The sequence below is a fragment of the Brevundimonas sp. genome (assembly GCF_003248455.1).
Classification (GTDB): Bacteria; Pseudomonadota; Alphaproteobacteria; order Caulobacterales; family Caulobacteraceae; genus Brevundimonas.
Genome location: NZ_QFNM01000022.1, coordinates 46,323 through 62,065 on the forward strand (window position 1 = coordinate 46,323; position 15,743 = coordinate 62,065).

Annotated in this window: 13 protein-coding genes and 1 pseudogene; 3 read left to right on the top strand and 11 right to left on the bottom strand. The window is 69.7% G+C overall.

Features of this window, described 5'->3' with window-relative positions; translation table 11 throughout:
• The first annotated feature begins 58 nt into the window (after window positions 1-58).
• A complete protein-coding gene (locus DI624_RS09635) occupies window positions 59-2,215 on the top strand; it encodes a heavy metal translocating P-type ATPase (protein WP_183197508.1) in 2,157 nt (718 codons plus the stop codon).
• A 73-nt stretch (window positions 2,216-2,288) separates the two neighbouring features.
• Here the strand turns inward: DI624_RS09635 and DI624_RS09640 are convergent, their stop codons facing one another.
• The 11 genes and pseudogenes from DI624_RS09640 to DI624_RS09690 form a co-directional block, all read right to left on the bottom strand.
• Window positions 2,289-2,609 (bottom strand): hypothetical protein, encoded by a 321-nt coding sequence (locus DI624_RS09640; protein WP_035307574.1) that lies wholly within the window; start codon window positions 2,607-2,609, stop codon window positions 2,289-2,291.
• 52 nt (window positions 2,610-2,661) lie between these two features.
• Window positions 2,662-3,129 carry a DUF411 domain-containing protein gene (locus DI624_RS09645; protein WP_291537708.1) on the bottom strand — a complete coding sequence of 156 codons (468 nt, stop codon included), beginning with the start codon at window positions 3,127-3,129 and terminating at the stop codon, window positions 2,662-2,664.
• Between the two features lie 153 nt (window positions 3,130-3,282).
• Window positions 3,283-5,313, bottom strand: a pseudogene (locus tag DI624_RS09650) (NAD(+) synthase); the annotation flags it as partial.
• A 167-nt stretch (window positions 5,314-5,480) separates the two neighbouring features.
• Complete coding sequence (locus tag DI624_RS09655; protein WP_230307678.1) at window positions 5,481-6,152, bottom strand: class I SAM-dependent methyltransferase; 672 nt, start codon at window positions 6,150-6,152, stop codon at window positions 5,481-5,483.
• A 39-nt stretch (window positions 6,153-6,191) separates the two neighbouring features.
• The gene (locus DI624_RS09660; RefSeq protein ID WP_052004914.1) at window positions 6,192-6,896 is read right to left on the bottom strand and encodes an AraC family transcriptional regulator; all 705 of its coding nucleotides are present in this window, start codon (window positions 6,894-6,896) and stop codon (window positions 6,192-6,194) included.
• Window positions 6,897-6,932: 36 nt separating this feature from the next.
• Window positions 6,933-7,250, bottom strand: coding sequence for a hypothetical protein (locus tag DI624_RS09665; protein WP_135194148.1), 318 nt, complete (start codon window positions 7,248-7,250; stop codon window positions 6,933-6,935).
• Between the two features lie 297 nt (window positions 7,251-7,547).
• Entirely contained in the window at window positions 7,548-7,958 is a 411-nt protein-coding gene (locus tag DI624_RS09670) for a copper-binding protein (protein ID WP_035307582.1), read from the bottom strand.
• The gene (locus DI624_RS09675; protein ID WP_112863184.1) at window positions 7,955-11,107 is read right to left on the bottom strand and encodes an efflux RND transporter permease subunit; all 3,153 of its coding nucleotides are present in this window, start codon (window positions 11,105-11,107) and stop codon (window positions 7,955-7,957) included. Before DI624_RS09675 ends, DI624_RS09670 begins: the two co-directional genes overlap by 4 nt.
• Window positions 11,104-12,405, bottom strand: coding sequence for an efflux RND transporter periplasmic adaptor subunit (locus tag DI624_RS09680; RefSeq protein WP_291537719.1), 1,302 nt, complete (start codon window positions 12,403-12,405; stop codon window positions 11,104-11,106). The genes DI624_RS09675 and DI624_RS09680 overlap by 4 nt, the downstream gene beginning before the upstream one ends.
• Entirely contained in the window at window positions 12,402-13,604 is a 1,203-nt protein-coding gene (locus DI624_RS09685; protein ID WP_291537825.1) for a TolC family protein, read from the bottom strand. The genes DI624_RS09680 and DI624_RS09685 overlap by 4 nt, the downstream gene beginning before the upstream one ends.
• A gap of 278 nt (window positions 13,605-13,882) precedes the next feature.
• Entirely contained in the window at window positions 13,883-14,245 is a 363-nt protein-coding gene (locus tag DI624_RS09690) for a hypothetical protein (protein WP_088582514.1), read from the bottom strand.
• Window positions 14,246-14,417: 172 nt separating this feature from the next.
• Here DI624_RS09690 and copC point away from each other — a divergent pair, with 172 nt between their 5' ends.
• Both copC and copD read left to right on the top strand, forming a co-directional pair.
• On the top strand, window positions 14,418-14,780 hold the full coding sequence (gene copC, locus DI624_RS09695) for a copper homeostasis periplasmic binding protein CopC (RefSeq protein WP_088582513.1): 363 nt from the start codon (window positions 14,418-14,420) through the stop codon (window positions 14,778-14,780).
• A 6-nt stretch (window positions 14,781-14,786) separates the two neighbouring features.
• Window positions 14,787-15,722 carry a copper homeostasis membrane protein CopD gene (gene copD, locus DI624_RS09700; protein WP_291537729.1) on the top strand — a complete coding sequence of 312 codons (936 nt, stop codon included), beginning with the start codon at window positions 14,787-14,789 and terminating at the stop codon, window positions 15,720-15,722.
• The last annotated feature ends 21 nt before the right edge of the window (window positions 15,723-15,743 follow it).

Genomic DNA, 15,743 nt, shown 5'->3' on the forward strand with positions numbered 1-15,743 from the left:
TGCATCTACAGTCGCTGGAGGAGGTAGCCTTGCCCTGTAGAGATCACAAGGAACAGACATGACGGCGCAAACCCTCGAAAGCCGATACCGGGTGACCGGGATGGATTGCGCCAGCTGCGGCCGCAAGATCGACACGGCGATCCGCAGGCTGCCGGGCGTCGAGGACGTGTCGGTGGCGGTGCAGACCGGCGTGCTGAAGATCAGGCATGACGGAGACCTCGCTGACGAAGCGGTCCTGCAGCAACTGCGCAACCTGGGCTACAGCGGGGAAGCGGCCTCGCCGACGTCCGGATCCGTTGCGGCGCCGGCCGGCCCGCCTCCGGCGGCCGCCGGGGCCGGGGGCGCCCCGTGGTGGTGGACCGGGAAGGCGCGCCTCACCGCGCTCTGCGGCCTGGCGCTGCTGTCCGCCTATGGACTGGGCACGCTGTTCCCCTCCCTCGAACGATACGCCTTCCTCGCCGCCCTGGCCGTGGGGTTGATTCCGATCGCGTCGCGCGCCTTTTCGGCGGCGCGCCACGGCACGCCCTTCTCCATCGAAATGCTGATGACCATCGCCGCCGTCGGCGCCGTCTTCATCGGGGCCGCGGAAGAGGCCGCCGCCGTCGTCCTGCTGTTCCTCGTCGGCGAAATGCTGGAAGGGGTGGCGGCCGGACGCGCGCGCAAGAGCATCCAGGGGCTCGCCGCCCTCGTGCCCAAGACCGCCTTCGTCGAGGTGGACGGCGTGACCACGGAAGTCGCCGCCGAGACCGTGGCGGTGGGCGCGGTCATCCTGGTCCGGCCCGGAGACCGCGTTCCCGCGGATGGCGAGATCATCGAGGGCGCGGGAGACCTCGACGAGGCCCCGGTGACGGGCGAGAGCGTGCCCAAACGCAAGGTCGTGGGCGATCCTGTGTTCGCCGGCACGATCAACGGCGGCAGCGTCCTGCGGGTGCGCGTGACGGCCTCGGCCTCGGACAACACCATCGCCCGGATGGTGCGTCTCGTCGAGGAGGCGCAGGAATCGAAATCTCCGACCGAACGGTTCATCGACCGCTTCTCGAAAATCTACACGCCGGGCGTGCTCGTGTTCGCCGCCCTCGTCGCGGTCACGCCGCCGCTGCTGTTCGGCGGAACGTGGAGCGAATGGATCTACAAGGGCCTCGCCGTGCTGCTGATCGGCTGCCCCTGCGCCCTGGTCATATCCACGCCGGCCGCCATCGCCGCCGGCCTGTCGGCGGGCGCCCGGCGCGGCCTGCTAATGAAGGGCGGGGCCGTGCTGGAAACGCTCGGCAAGATCACCGCGATCGCCTTCGACAAGACGGGGACCTTGACCGCCGGCAAGCCCGTCGTCACCGACGTCGTCGCCGGGACGCGGGACGCCTCCGCCCTGCTGACCCTGGCGGCCGCGCTGGAGACGGGATCAAGCCATCCGCTGGCCCTCGCCATCCTGGCCCGAGCCGAGGCGGATGAGATCACGGCGCCGCCGGCGTCGGCCACCCAGGCCATTGCGGGGGAGGGCGTCGAAGGCGAGGTCGGCGGCGAACGCATATTCCTCGGCTCGCCGCAGGCCGCGGCCCGGCGCGCGCCGATCTCGCCAGCCCAGGACGCAGCCATCGCCGCCCTCAACGCCGAGGGCAAGACGGTGTCCGTCCTTGTCGCCGCAGGCGGGGTGGCCGGGTTCCTCGCCATGCGTGACGAGGCGCGGCCCGATGCGGTCCAGGGTCTGGCCGACCTGAAGGCGCGGGGCATCCGCACCGTCATGCTGACGGGCGACAATCGCCGCACGGCGGAGGCGGTCGCCGCCGGGCTGGGCATCGAGCCCCGGGCCGAACTGCTGCCGCAGGACAAGCTGGTGATCGTCAAGGCGCTCCAGGCCGAAGGTCTGGTGGTCGCCAAGGTCGGGGACGGCATCAACGACGCCCCGGCCCTGGCCCAGGCGGATGTCGGCATCGCCATGGGCGGCGGCACCGACGTGGCCCTGGAGACCGCGGACGCCGCCGTCCTGCGCGGCCGGGTCAGGGACATTCCCGACATGATCGCCCTGTCCCGCGGGGTGATGGGCAATATCCGGCAAAACATAACCATCGCCTTGGGATTGAAGGCCGTCTTCCTGGTCACCACCGTGATCGGAGTGACGGGCCTGTGGCCCGCCATCCTCGCCGACACCGGAGCCACGGTCCTGGTCACGGCCAACGCCATGCGCCTGCTGCGCTGGACGCCGCGTCGACAGGCCTGACGGGAGAGAGCCGGGCTCGAAGGGCCGCGCCGGGAGGGATCCGGGTCAGCCCCTGGCCAGCGAAGGTCAGGGATTATCCGGCGCCGCGCAACCCTGCCTCCGCTCGCGGATTGCATCCCGACACGGCAAGCGACGCCGGAGCGGAGCGCAGGGTGTCATGGGCGAACAGACTGGCGATCAACCGGATGTCGATGGCGAGCGCCCCGACACCGCGAGGACCCGCGGCGAGACTGATCCGGACGCTCCCGCGACGCCGCCGAAGCTCCATATGACGGGCAGGGGTCTCAGCCCGGCCGAGTATCGCGCCCAGCACGGCGGTCACCCGCATCAGGCTGACTTTTCGCGAGGCGCCGATGGCGGCGACGACCCGGCGGAAGCGGCTGGGGCGGGCCAACCCGACAGGCCGTGAACCGGTCGCCTGACGCCCTCCGGCCGCGGGTCGGCGGTCAGGTGCCGTTGTGTCGGCCGAACACGCGGGTCGAGCCGTCGTTGAGGATCAGCACCGTCGTATAGGGTTCGCGGCCGGCGGCCTCCATGCCCGGCGAGCCCGCCGGCATGCCGGGCGCGCTGAAGGCCCTGGCGGCGGGGCGTTCGCTGAGCAGCCGATCGACATCGCCGGCGGGGACGTGGCCTTCGATGGCGTAGGCGCCGACCACCGCCGTGTGACACGAGGCCAGCCGGTCCGGAACGCCGTGCTGCGCCCGGATCGGAGCCAGATCCTCGCGCTCGACGACCTCGACGGTCCAGCCGGCCTGGCGCATGTGCGCGATCCAGCCGCCGCAGCAGCCGCACCAGGGCGTCTTGTAGGCGGTCATCCGCTTCGGCGGCGCGGCGAGGGCCGGGCCGGCGAAGGCGAGGGCCGGCAGCGCCGTCAGAAGGGCGCGTCGGGAGGGGGAGGGCGAAGAGGCGGGCATGACGGCATCCTGGCGAGCGAGGCGACGATCCTAGCCGGATCGCCGGGCGTTGACGACGCTGACGATGTCGCGGGCCGCCGTCAGGCCTGGCGCCCCCAGGACGCGAGCAGACCGCCCTGGCCCGAAAACCGGCGGGGCGTCGTGCGGGGCGAACTATGGGACATTGCGCTTCAGGTCGTCCAGCCAGACCCGGGCGCTCGCGTCCGAGGGCGCCCGCCAGTCGCCGCGCGGCGAAAGGTTGCCGCCCGAAATCACCTTGGGGCCGTTCGGCATGGCGGAGCGCTTGAACTGGCTGAGGGCGAAAAACCGGGTGACAAACACCTCCAGCCATTGCTTGATCGTCGGCAGATCATAGGCGGCGCGCGAGGCGGCCGGGAAGTGGGCCGGCCACGCCCCCGCCTCGAGATCCCGCCAAGCGTGCCAGGCCAGGAAGGCGACCTTGGAGGGACGCAGGCCGTAGCGCGTCAGGTAGAACAGGTTGAAATCCTGCAGTTCGTAGGGCCCGATCCTGGACTGCGTGCTCTGAAGCGCGTCCGCGGCGGCCTGCGGCACCAGCTCGGGCGAGATCTCCGTGCCCAGCACGCCAAGCAAGGTCGCCGAGGCCGCCTCGTCCAACTGCCCGGTGGCCGCGACCCAGCGGATCAGGTGCTGGATGAGGGTCTTGGGGACCGAGCCGTTGACGTTGTAGTGGCTCATGTGATCGCCGACGCCGTAGGTCTGCCAGCCCAGCGCCGACTCGGACAGGTTGCCTGTGCCGAGCACCAGGCCCTCGCGCTGGTTGGCGAGCCGGAACAGGAAGTCGCTCCTCAGCCCGGCCTGGACGTTTTCGAAGGTGACGTCGTAGACCGGTTCGCCGCGGGCGAACGGGTGGCCGATCGCCTCCAGCATCGTCCGCGCCGCGGGCCGGATGTCGATCTCTTCGCCCGTCACCCCGAGGCTTCGCATCAGGGCCCAGGCGTTGCGCTTGGTGCCCTCGCTGGTGGCGAAGCCGGGCATGGTGAAGCCCAGGATGTCCGTGCGCGGACGGCCCAGGGCGTCGAAGGCCTTCGCCGCGACCATCAGGGCGTGGGTGGAGTCGAGGCCGCCGGAGACGCCGACCACGACGCGCCTGACGCCCGCCGCGTCGAGGCGCTTGGCGAGGCCCTGCACCTGGATGTTGAAGGCTTCATAGCAATCCTGGTCCAGCCGGGCCGGATCGTCCGGCACGAACGGAAACCGGTCGTGCGGCCGCAGCAGCCCGATATCGACGTGCTCCGCCGCATGCTCGAAGGCGATCCGCCGGAAAGCGTGCTCGGGGTGGCCGGCGGCGGCGGCGGCGTTGTTGAAGGTGGGCGTCCGCAGCCGCTCGAGGCGCATGCGTTCGACGTCCACGTCCGCCACGGCCATCTGGGCGACGTCCGGGAAGCGGCGGGTCGCGGCCAGCAGACGGCCGAGCTCGTGGATGGTCGCCTGCCCGTCCCAGGCCAGGTCGGTGGTGCTCTCGCCGGGCCCGGCCGCGGCGTAGAGGTAGGCGGCCTGGCATCGCATCGACTGCGAGGCGCAGAGCAGCGCGCGCTCGTCGGCCTTGCCGACCACGATGTTGGACGCCGACAGGTTGCAGAGCAGGGTGGCTCCCGCCAGCGCCGCCAGGGTCGAGGGCGGGGTGGCGGCCCAGAAGTCCTCGCAGAGCTCCATGTGGAAGACGAAGTCCGGGACGTCGCTGGCCTCGATGATCAGGTCGGTCCCGAACGGCGCCCTCTGCCCGGCGACGGCGATGTCCAGGCCGCGCACGCCGGCGCCGGGGGCGAACCAGCGGTTCTCGTAATACTCCCGATAGTTCGGAAGGAAGCTCTTGGGCACGACCCCCAGGACGCGGCCCCGGGCGAGGGCGACGGCGCAATTGTAGAGCCGTCCGTTGCGGACGAGGGGCGCTCCCACCACCAGCACCGGCTGCAGGTCCCGGCTCGCCTGCACGAGCTCGGCGAGCGCGGCGTTCACCGCCTGAAGGAGGGCGTCCTGGAGCAGGAGGTCGTCGATCGCATAGGCGGACAGGCCCAGCTCCGGAAACAGCATGAGGTCGGCGCCGCGGGCGTGTCCCTCCCGCGCCAGTTTCAGGGTCTCGAGGAGGTTGGCCGCCGGATCGGCCACGGCGATGCGCGGCGTGCAAACCGCCACACGCACGAACCCCTGCGCCCGGTTGGAATAGAGTTCATGCGCTCGGCCTCCTTTGGCGTCGACCGGTACAGGAGCGGCCCGGCGCCCGGCAAGTTGCGCCCTCCGTCGCGCGCCGCGGCCGCCCGAGCTCGGGCCCGCCGTCATCGCGGGCAGGCGGAGCTCGCTGTCGAGGGCGTCGCGGCGCCCCCGACGGCGGCCTACGGCCGCACGGCCGCGTAGAGGGAGATCGACCCGGTCGGGGTGGGAATCCGCCGCGTCTCGCTCACGGCCTCGAAGCCGGCTTCGCGCATGAGGTCCGGGAGCACGCCGAGCGCATTGGGCTCGGTGTGCTCGAAGCCGTCCAGCATCTGAACCTGCCGGAAGAGCAGGCGCATCAAGGGATTCGCCTGGCGGCCGGCGTCGGCCATATGCAGCCGGCCGCCGGGTCGAAGCGCGCCCAGGCAGGCGGCGAGGATCGCCCGCTTCACGGGCATCGGGCATTGATGCAGCACCAGGCTCGAGACCACCTTGTCCGCGGCCGCGCCCGGCAGGATCGCGGTCAGCGCGTCCCCGTAGCCGGCTCGCCATTCCACGTGGACCCCGGCCCGGCGAGCCTTGTCGCGCGCGATCTCCAGCACCGCCTTGTCGGGATCGACGCCGATGAGGCGCGATCCCGGCGACGCCGTCTTGAGCTGGATCGCGAAGGTCCCGGTGCCGCAGCCGACGTCGAGGATTGTCTCGCCAGGCTGCGGATCGGCTTCCGACAGCAGGGCGCACCGCCAGCGACGCTCCCGGGTCATGACGGCCAGCACCCTGTCGTAGGCGCCGGTGAGCTCGTGGCGACCGAGCGCGGGGACGAAGTCTCTGTCCTGGTTCATGGCGACGAGCATCGCCTGGATTCGGGCTCGCCGCTTGAACGAAGCGGCTGCTCAGCCGGAGGGGACCAGGCGCCGCGGCTGCACCCCGAACATCGCCTTCATCGTCCGCGCGAGGTGCGCGCCGTCGGAGAAGCCGGCCTCATGGGCGGCGGTGGTCACGTCGACCCCGCCCGCCAGCAGTGTCGCCGCAAGCTGCAGCCGCCGCCAGAGGACGAACCGCTTGAACGACAAGCCTTGCGCTTCGGCGAAGACGTGACGGAACCGGTCGGCCGACAAACCCGCGCGGCCCGCAGCCGCATCGAGCCGCACGGGGCCTTCCGAGAGCGCGGCGTCGATGAACGTCAGGACGCCGGCCATCCAGGACACCGCGGGCGCGGCCGGCTCGCCTCCGGCTCCGCCCGCCTGGTCCGACCAGAACCGCCGACGGCCCTCGGCCGCCAGCACGTGGGCGCTGGACGCGCGGACGAGCACGGCCCGAAGCGCCGCGCGCGCCTCCACGCCCAGACTTCCCGGCTCGAAAAACAGGATCTCGGCCTGCGCCGCGGCGCCGAGCCGATGGCCCACGAGCGGATCGACGAGAAACGCCGTGGCGCGAAGGACGCGGCCGCCCGCAGTCTCGACGGCGATCGGCCGGTCGGCGAACACCGCCTGCGCCGCGAGGTGCCGGTGAAGCGCGTTGTCGCCGACCGCGCCGCGCCACCGCGCCCAGCCCGGGCCGATCTGCAGACCCCCGCGCCAGGCGCCGTCAGGGCTCACCGGCGCGCCACAGGCGGGAAACGACGCCGGATGGGGTCAGTCACGGTCCCGGCCCCCGGATCGGCCGCGGCGATCTCGCTCGTCGCGGCGGTCGGATCGCGCGGGCTCGTCGGCGTCGTCCTCGAGGCGCTCTTCCCGCGCCCCGGACGCCACGCCGGCGGGACCGATTCGCCAGCTCACGACGGCGACCACCAGGAGCACCAGCAGCAGGGCGGCGGCCACCGAGCCCCGGCGGGACCGCCCAAGAAGATCCGACGCGGGCGCCCGTCGTTGAGGAGTCAGATCGATGGACCTCAGCAGGCACGACAGGCGTGCCTCGCCCGACCTTGAGGGCATTCCGTTCATGTCGCTCATGTCACCCACCTCCTTCAAGATCGAACTCGGGTACTCCAAGGCGAGTTCCAACGCTGCGGTCCCTCAGTCCACGGTTCGGCTTGTTCGCACGACATCCCCGCGCCGAGCGCCGCCTCGAAGCCCATTCGGGTTCGGACCGAAACAACTCGGACAGTCGGCACTGTCCATCTTCACGCCGCTTTGAAGCCGTCTGCTGAACCCATAAAGGCTCGACGCGGCGGAGAAGCCAAAGGTTCCCCGCCGCGTCGTCAACCCGGACGCCGCCGCCCCGTGCGACGACAGTCCGGCAGCAGGGGATTACTGCGGCCGAATCGCCTTCACTTCGCCCGCGCTGCCTGTAACGACCAGATCAAACTCGACCCGGTCGCCGACCTTCGCCTGGTCAATCAGGGCGGGTGACGCCGCGAAGCCCATGGTCATCGCGGGCCATTCCAGACTGGCGATCGGCTCGTGCTCGATCGTGATCTTGCCGCCCTCCGCGTCGATGGCCGAAATCACCCCGCGCGCGGTCGCGGACTCCTCTCCGGCCGCCGACGACATGGCGTCCATCTCCGCCGGCGCCGCGGGGGCAACGGCGGAACCGGTGGCGGCTGGGGTTTCCGTCTCCGTCGCCGGCTGCTGACTGCAGGCCGCCAGGGCAATGACCGCCCCGGCTGACAGGCTCAGGCCGAGGGCGAGCCTGGCCGACTTCACGAACAGGTTTTTCATAGGGTAGCTCCTTGGGTGGGGGTTTGGGTGGGACGTGATTTCCGGCGTCTCAGGAGGAGATAGCCGGCTGGGATGACGAGCATCGACAGGAGGGGCGCGGTGATCATGCCGCCAATGACTGGCGCCGCGATCCGGGTCATGATCTCCGACCCCGCGCCGTGGCCGATCAGGATCGGGAACAGACCGCCCAAGATCACGGCGACCGTCATCGCCTTGGGCCGGACCCGCAGAAGGGCGCCCTCGCGAACGGCCTCCTCGACCTGCTCCCGGTCGGGATCAGGTCCTCGATCCTTCAGCGCATGTTTGAGATAGATCAGCATCACGACGCCGAACTCCGCCGACAGGCCAGCGAGGGCGATGAAGCCAACCCCGGTCGCGACCGACTGATCGAAGCCCATCAGATAGAGCAACCAGAAGCCGCCGGTCAGGGCGAATGGCAGGGTGCCCATGATGAGGAGGGCTTCGTCGAAGCGCCCGAAGGTCAGATAGAGCAGGATGAAGATGATCACGAGCGTGGCCGGAACCACGATCTTTAGCCGCTCGGCCGCCCGTTCCAGATATTCGAACTGGCCGGAGTAGGCGATGCTGACGCCCGGCGCGAGATCCACCTCGCTGGCGACCGCCTGACGCAGATCGGCGACGACAGACGCGAGGTCGCGCCCCCGAGTGTCGACATAGACCCAGGTGGTCAGCCTGCCGTTCTCGGACTTGAGCATCGGCGGGCCGTCCGCGATCTGGATATTGGTGACCGTGCCAAGGGTGATCTGCTGGCCCGACGGCGTCAGCATCGGCAGGGCGCGCAGTTGCTCCAGACTGTCGCGCAATTCTCTCGGGTAACGGACGCTGATCGGATAGCGGGCGAGCCCCTCCACCGTCTGTCCGATCGTCTCGCCGCCCACGGCGCCCGATACGATCGATTGGACATCGGCGATGTTCAGGCCGTAGCGGGCCGCCGCGCGCCGGTCGATGTCGATGTCGACATAACGCCCGCCGGTCAGGCGTTCGGCCAAGGCGGAGGTCACGCCCGGTACGGTCCTGGCGACATCGGCCACCTGGGCCGCGATACGGTCCATCGCGGCCAGGTCAGAGCCGGACACCTTGACGCCGACGGGGCTCTTGATGCCCGTCGCCAGCATGTCGATGCGATTTCGGATGGGAGGGACCCAGACGTTGGACAGTCCGGGGACCTGAACCGCGCGATCGAGTTCTTCGATCAGTTTTTCCGGGGTCATGCCCGGCCGCCATTCATCGCGCGGCTTGAACTGGATGGTGGTCTCGAACATCTCCAGCGGAGCCGGATCCGTGGCGGTTTCCGCCCGGCCCGCCTTGCCGAACACGGTCGCCACTTCGGGCACGGTGCGGATCATCCGGTCCGTCTGTTGCAGCAGTTCCGCGGCCTTGGCCGGGGAGAGACCCGGCTGGGCCGAAGGCATATACAGCAGGTCGCCCTCGTCCATCGCCGGCATGAATTCGCCGCCGAGCTGGCTAAGAGGCCAGGCGGTGGTGGCGAAGATCAGCAAGGCTGCCACCAAGGTCTTTCTGGGATGATGCAGCACCCAGTCCAATGGCCCGCGATAGATGCGCGTGAGCCAGCGATTGATCGGATTGCTCTGTTCGGCCGGGATCCGTCCGCGGATCAGATAGCCCATCAGAACCGGCACGAGAGTGATGGACAGGATCGCCGCCGCCGCCATCGCATAGCTCTTGGTAAAGGCTAGGGGCGCGAACAGCCGGCCCTCCTGGGCCTGCAGGCTGAACACCGGGATGAACGACAGGGTGATGATCAGCAGGCTCAGGAACAGCGCGGGGCCGACCTCCACGGCCGCCTCGGTGATGACCTTCCAGCGATCTTCGCCCGCCAGCTTTTCATCCGGGTGATCGTGTTCCCATCGTTCGATGTGTTTGTGGGCGTTCTCGATCATGACCACCGCCGCATCCACCATGGCGCCGATGGCGATGGCGATGCCGCCCAGCGACATGATGTTGGCGTTCACGCCCTGAAGATTCATGATCAGGAAGGCCGCCAGGACGCCCAGCGGCAGGGTCAGGATGGCGACCAGCGCCGACCGGGCGTGCCAGAGGAACAGGCCGCAGACCAGGGCGACGACTATGAACTCCTCGATCAGCTTGCCGCTCAGATTGTCGATCGCCCGGTCGATGAGCTGCGAGCGATCGTAGGTCGTCACCACTTCGACTCCCGGGGGCAGTCCGGCTTTGAGCGTCTCGAGTTTCTCGGTCACGGCCGCGATCGTGGCGCGGGCGTTTGCGCCGGATCGAAGGATGACGACGCCGCCCGCGACCTCGCCTTCGCCGTTGAGCTCGGCTATGCCGCGTCTCATCTCCGGGCCGATCTGGATGGTCGCGACATCCCCGAGGCTGATCGGCACGCCTCCAGCCGCCGTGCGGAGCGGCACGGCCCGGAAGTCGTCGAGCTCGGTCAGATAGCCGTTGGCGCGGATCATGTATTCGGCTTCGGCGAGCTGGAGCACCGAGCCGCCCGTCTCGCCGTTGGCGCGCTGGAGAGCGTCCACCACCGCCTGATGGGTGACGCCGTAGGACGCGAGCCTGACGGGGTCGAGCACCACCTGGTATTGCCGCACCATGCCGCCCAGGCTGGCGACCTCGGCGACCCCCGGCACGGTCTTCAGCTCGTAGCGGAGGAACCAATCCTGCAGGCTTCGCAATTGCGCCAGATCGTTGCGGCCTGTGCGATCGACCAGGGCGTATTCATAGACCCAGCCTACGCCGGTGGCGTCCGGACCAAGTGCCGGTTGGGCGGTCGCGGGAAGCCGCGCCTGCACCTGGCTGAGGTATTCGAGGACCCGGGAACGCGCCCAGTAGAGGTCCGTCCCATCTTCGAACAGCACATAGACGAAGCTGTCGCCGAAGAAGGAATAGCCTCGAACCGTTCGCGCGCCGGGTACGGACAGCATGGTGGTCGCCAGAGGATAGGTGACCTGGTTCTCGACGATCTGGGGCGCCTGCCCCGGGTAGCTGGTGCGAATGATGACCTGCACGTCCGACAGGTCCGGCAAGGCGTCGACCGGCGTGCTGCGAACCGCGAACAGGCCGGCGGCGAGCAGGGCGACGGCGGCCATAAGGACGAGGAAGCGCCCCTTGACCGAGGCGCGAATGACCGCGGCGATCATTGGCTCGACCTCCCGCGCGAGGCGGGCGCGGCCATGGATGCGCCCGTTGGGGCGGCGGTGGCGGGCCGGGACGTCGGGCCGATCGGCCGCGCCGTTACGCCTGACAGGCTGGCTTCGGAATCGATCAGGAACTGCCCCGACGCGACGATCCGTTCGCCTTCCCTGAGACCGGCGAGGATCTCGGTTTGCCCCCCGGCTTCTCGCCCGACACGGACCTCGGCCGGTTGATACCGGCCTTCCGGCCGGGCGAGCATGACAATGTCCCGTTCACCCGTTCGGATCACCGCCTCGGTCGGCACGAGCAACGCCGTCGTCGAACCGCCGCCGAAGGTGATCCGGCCGAACATGCCGGGGCGCAAACGGCCCCCGCGATTGGCCATTTCGATCCGTCCCGTGACCGTGCGGCTGTCGCCGACGAGTTCCGGCAACAGGGCGGTCAGACGACCCGTGAACCGCTCTCCCGGGAACGCGGTCAAAGCCACCTCGACGGACTGTCCGACCCTTAGCCGGCTCCCCAGCGCCTCCGGGATGGCGGCATTGACCCAGACGGTGGCCAGGCCGTTGATCTCGGCCAAGGTCATGCCTTGGGTCACGCTCATGCCGGCGCGCACGCCCAGGGTCTTGATCACGCCGCCAGTGGGCGTTGAGATCGTGATCGTGTTTCGCGCCCGCCCGCTGCGCTCCACCGAGGCGATCAGGCTCTCGGACATGCCCATCAGCACCAGTCGCTGCCGCGCCGCCTGGATCAGGGGCGTGTTGCCGGTGCGCCGTACGGCCAGATATTCCGTCTGGGCGCCGCCCCAGGTCGGGATGAGCAAATCGACCAGAGGCGCGCCCGCAGCGATGACATCGCCCGGCGCGCGGTTGTAGACTCGCTGCACGAAGCCGTCGGCCCGCGACTGGACCACGGCGATGTCGCGTTCATTGTAATCGACCACCGCCGTGGCGCTGAGATCGCCCTCGAGAACGCCACGGCGGGCTGTGGCATACCGGACCCCCAGATTCTGGCTCAGCGCCGGATCGATCCGGACGCCCGGGGTGGCGTTGGTTCCCCCCTCATCCGCATATTTGGGGATGGTATCCATGTTCATCGACGACTTCCCCGGTCCCGGGTATCGTTCGTTCGGAACCATGGGATCGTACCAGTAGAGGATCTCGCGCTCCCCTCCTCCCTCGGCGGTCCCGTCGGCGGCCCCGTCCAGGCGCGGGGCGATGACGACGCCGGCCCCGACGCCGACCCCGACCAGAAGAAGCGCGCCCATGGCGATGCCCAGGCGTCTGTTGCGAAGGGCGTTCATCGGTCGGTGTTCCCATAGGTGAGACTGATCTGGACCACCTGGCGCATCACGGCGGCCTCGCGATCGAGCGTGTCGAGCCGGGCGTTCGCCACGGCGGTGAAGGCTTCGAGAACTTCAACGATGCCCGCCCTGCCCGCCGCATAGCTCGCGGTTTCGAGATCGGAACGCTGAAGGACGTTGGGCAGAACGACGTCGCGCGACCGGACCCATTGATCGTGAGCGGTCGCGTATTCGGCCAAGGCGCTCCTCAGCGAAGCAGTCAACAGACGCTCAGCGTCCTCACGCTCGGCGGTGACCCGCAGCGCATCAGCGGCGCGCGCGGCGATGACGGGATCCTGCCTTCGACCGGGAAAGATCGGCAGCCGCACGCTCGCTCCGACGGAGAACAGATCGCCGAACCGCTCATCGCGGCGGGCGTAGCTGGCTTGGAACGACCAGTCCGGGCGACGTCCTGCGCGCGCCAGATCGACCTCGGCGTCGGCGCGCCGCGCCGCGGCGCCATAGACGCGCACGGCCGGCAGCCGGGCGATGCCGTCCCGCAAGGCGGCCAGGTCGAGATCGTCTTGCGGCGGCGCGCCCGCCGTTTCGGGATCGTTATCGCCCGTCCAGCGCGCCAGCTCAGACCGGGCCTTCTCCAAGTCGGCGACGAGCCGGCTGCGGCGATCGTCCAAATTAGCCTTGAGCTGGACCGGACCGAGGGCGTTCGCCGACCGATAGGCGCCCGATGCGACTCCGGCGGGCGCGGTGTTCCACAGCGGCTCAAGGGTTTTCAGAACGTCATCCAGGGCCGCGAGGCGGCGTTCGGCGTAGAAGAGGTCGATCCAGGCCAGTCCCGTTGCGATCTGGACCTCCCGCCGCGCGACGGACTCCTCGGCGCCGGCGATGCCGATCTGCGCCTCGGCGATGTCTCGCTCGGCGCGACGGCGCGCGCGGCTCGGCACGTCCTGCTCGACGCCGATCCTGAGCATGGTGAAGTCGTCCTGGTCGAATTGGCCCGTGAACGGCCCGGTCACCGGAAACCCGTCGAGGCCGAACGTGAGACGCGGATCCGGCAGCCGGCCGGCGGCCCGCGCCGCCGCACGCGCGGCGTCCACCCCCAGGGCGCTGGCTCTGAGGCCGGGCGCTCCGGCCGCCGCGCGGGCCAGGGCCTCGTCGAAGGTCTGGGGGTCGGCCTTGGAAGGCGCGGTCCAGACGCTCACGAGCAAAATGGAAGCCGGGAGGATCGCCCAGCTTGCGATCAGAGCACGGCGCGCGGACGGCGCCGAAACCTCGGCGCGTCGCGTTAGGACGCGCGGCCGGCGGACACGGGGCGGCGGACACGCAGACGCGCGTATCGCCGACCTCAAACGAATGGTCATGGAATTCCTCGAAACCACTTGACCCGCCTTGAGGGCGGGACATCGGCGAAGGGCTCGGATCGATCGATCGGCGGTCGCCCGCGCAACGGCGCTCACGGCCTTCGATCAGCGGAAGCGGTCTACGCCAGCCGTTTCGGCGGATTCTTCAGTGGAAGCGGGCCTGCGCCCTCTCGCACGACATCGACGGCTGCGAACCGGAGTCCCCGCGGAGCCGAAGGCCGTTGAACGGTCGGCGCCGGCGGCATGGGCGCCGCGACGGCGGCGCAGCCCATCTTGGCGATGCAGTCGGGCGTCATCTCGTCGCAAGGGCTAGTAGCGCCGCCGGAAGGCCCGTCCGCCATCACCATCATCTCGGCGCAATCCATGTCCGCCATGCCGCCCGTCGCTTCGAATACCTGGAACGGCGTGGCGTGCGCGGACGACTGGCCGACGAAGCCGGCCACCGCCAGGGCGAACAGAAGGGTGCGGACGAGGTTCCACATGCGCGGTCATCCCACGCCCGTCGGCCGGCCGTGTCAAGCGACCGACGGGCTGGCGTCGGGCGCGCGCAACGCAATGCTCCGGATCAGCGCGCGCCCGCCCGCAGTTCGAACGAGGGATTCAACCCCGGCGCCCGTATAACTCATTGAACCCCTCTGGTTTCGGAGCCTCCCTATGACCACTCGCAAAATCCTTTCCGTCGTCGGCGCGGTCGGCGCCCTGCTGTTGGGGGCGACGCAGGCTGCCGCCCACGCGCGCGTCGTCGCCTCCAACCCGGCGGCGAGCGCGAGCATCGCCTCGCCGCGTTCGCTGACGGTCACCTTCAGCGAACGCGTCGTTCCCGCTTTCTCGGGCCTCGAGGTCGTGAACGCCGCCGGTGCCAAATTCCCGGTCGCGACCACCGTCTCCGATGACGGCATGACCGTTTCGGGACGGACGGCGCGACCGCTCGCGGCCGGCGCCTACAGCCTCAACTGGCATGCCGCCTCCGCCGACGGCCACCGTATGACCGGCGCCATCGCCTTCACGGTACGCTGACCCATCGTGCTCGACGTTCTGGTCATCCTGCTCCGGCTCGCGCAGTACGGCGGCGCTGTCGTCCTGCTCGGGACCCCGCTGTTCCTACTCTACGGCTTGCGCGGGTCGGACGGGCTGCTCCTCGGCTGGACGAGACCCTTGCTGCTCAGCGCGGCGGCCGTGGTCGCCATGGGCTCGGCCGCCGCGCTAGTGGCCCAGACCGCTGTAATGGCAGGGTCGCTGACTGAAGGTCTCAAGCCGGCGACGCTCGGCTTCATGATCACGGGCACGAGCCTCGGGCCCGCCTTTCTCGTCAGGACGCTGGCCGCATTGCTCGCGCTTCTTGCGCTCATCCAAGACAAGCCGTCCCGCGGCCTGTGGGGATTCGTCGCCGTCGCCGGTCTGATCGTCGGCGCCAGCTTCGCCTGGACGGGACACGGCGCGGCCACCGAAGGCGCCGGGCGCTATGTGCATCTGACGGCCGCTATTTTGCACAGCTGGGCGGCGGCGGTGTGGCTCGGCGCGCTCGCGGCGCTGCTTATCCTGACCTTCGGGCGACGGTCAAAAACGGTTGATAGCGACAGGATCCTTCATCGAGCGCTTCACGGATTTGCCGGCGTCGGAACCGCATCGGTCGCCGTCCTGGTTCTGAGCGGACTGGTGAACAGCTGGTTCATGGTCGGGCCAGATCGTATCGCCGGCCTGCTAAGCACGCCCTACGGTCTGCTGTTGACGGGCAAGCTGGTTCTCTTCGCGCTCATGCTGGTTCTGGCGGCCGCGAACCGCTTTCATCTGACCCCCGACCTCGGCAGCGCCCTCGACGATCCCGAGGATCTAGGCCCCGCCATTTCACGGCTGAAACGCAGCTTGGCGATGGAAACCCTCCTCGCGCTGGGGCTGCTGGCCCTGGTGTCCATCATGGGAACCCTGGCTCCGGTCTCGGCCATGGACATGGCGATGTAGCCTCTGGCGCGCGCCGACTTC

What these genes read in the sequence shown, in the direction of transcription:
- DI624_RS09670 (WP_035307582.1), bottom strand. Translation starts at nt 7,958, where the DNA reads ATGAAAAACCTGTTCGTGAAGTCGGCCAGGCTCGCCCTCGGCCTGAGC.
- DI624_RS09655 (WP_230307678.1), bottom strand. Translation starts at nt 6,152, where the DNA reads ATGCTCGTCGCCATGAACCAGGACAGAGACTTCGTCCCCGCGCTCGGT.
- DI624_RS09645 (WP_291537708.1), bottom strand. Translation starts at nt 3,129, where the DNA reads ATGCCCGCCTCTTCGCCCTCCCCCTCCCGACGCGCCCTTCTGACGGCG.
- DI624_RS09690 (WP_088582514.1), bottom strand. Translation starts at nt 14,245, where the DNA reads ATGTGGAACCTCGTCCGCACCCTTCTGTTCGCCCTGGCGGTGGCCGGC.
- DI624_RS09675 (WP_112863184.1), bottom strand. Translation starts at nt 11,107, where the DNA reads ATGATCGCCGCGGTCATTCGCGCCTCGGTCAAGGGGCGCTTCCTCGTC.
- DI624_RS09635 (WP_183197508.1), top strand. Translation starts at nt 59, where the DNA reads ATGACGGCGCAAACCCTCGAAAGCCGATACCGGGTGACCGGGATGGAT.
- DI624_RS09665 (WP_135194148.1), bottom strand. Translation starts at nt 7,250, where the DNA reads ATGAGCGACATGAACGGAATGCCCTCAAGGTCGGGCGAGGCACGCCTG.
- DI624_RS09680 (WP_291537719.1), bottom strand. Translation starts at nt 12,405, where the DNA reads ATGAACGCCCTTCGCAACAGACGCCTGGGCATCGCCATGGGCGCGCTT.
- copC (WP_088582513.1), top strand. Translation starts at nt 14,418, where the DNA reads ATGACCACTCGCAAAATCCTTTCCGTCGTCGGCGCGGTCGGCGCCCTG.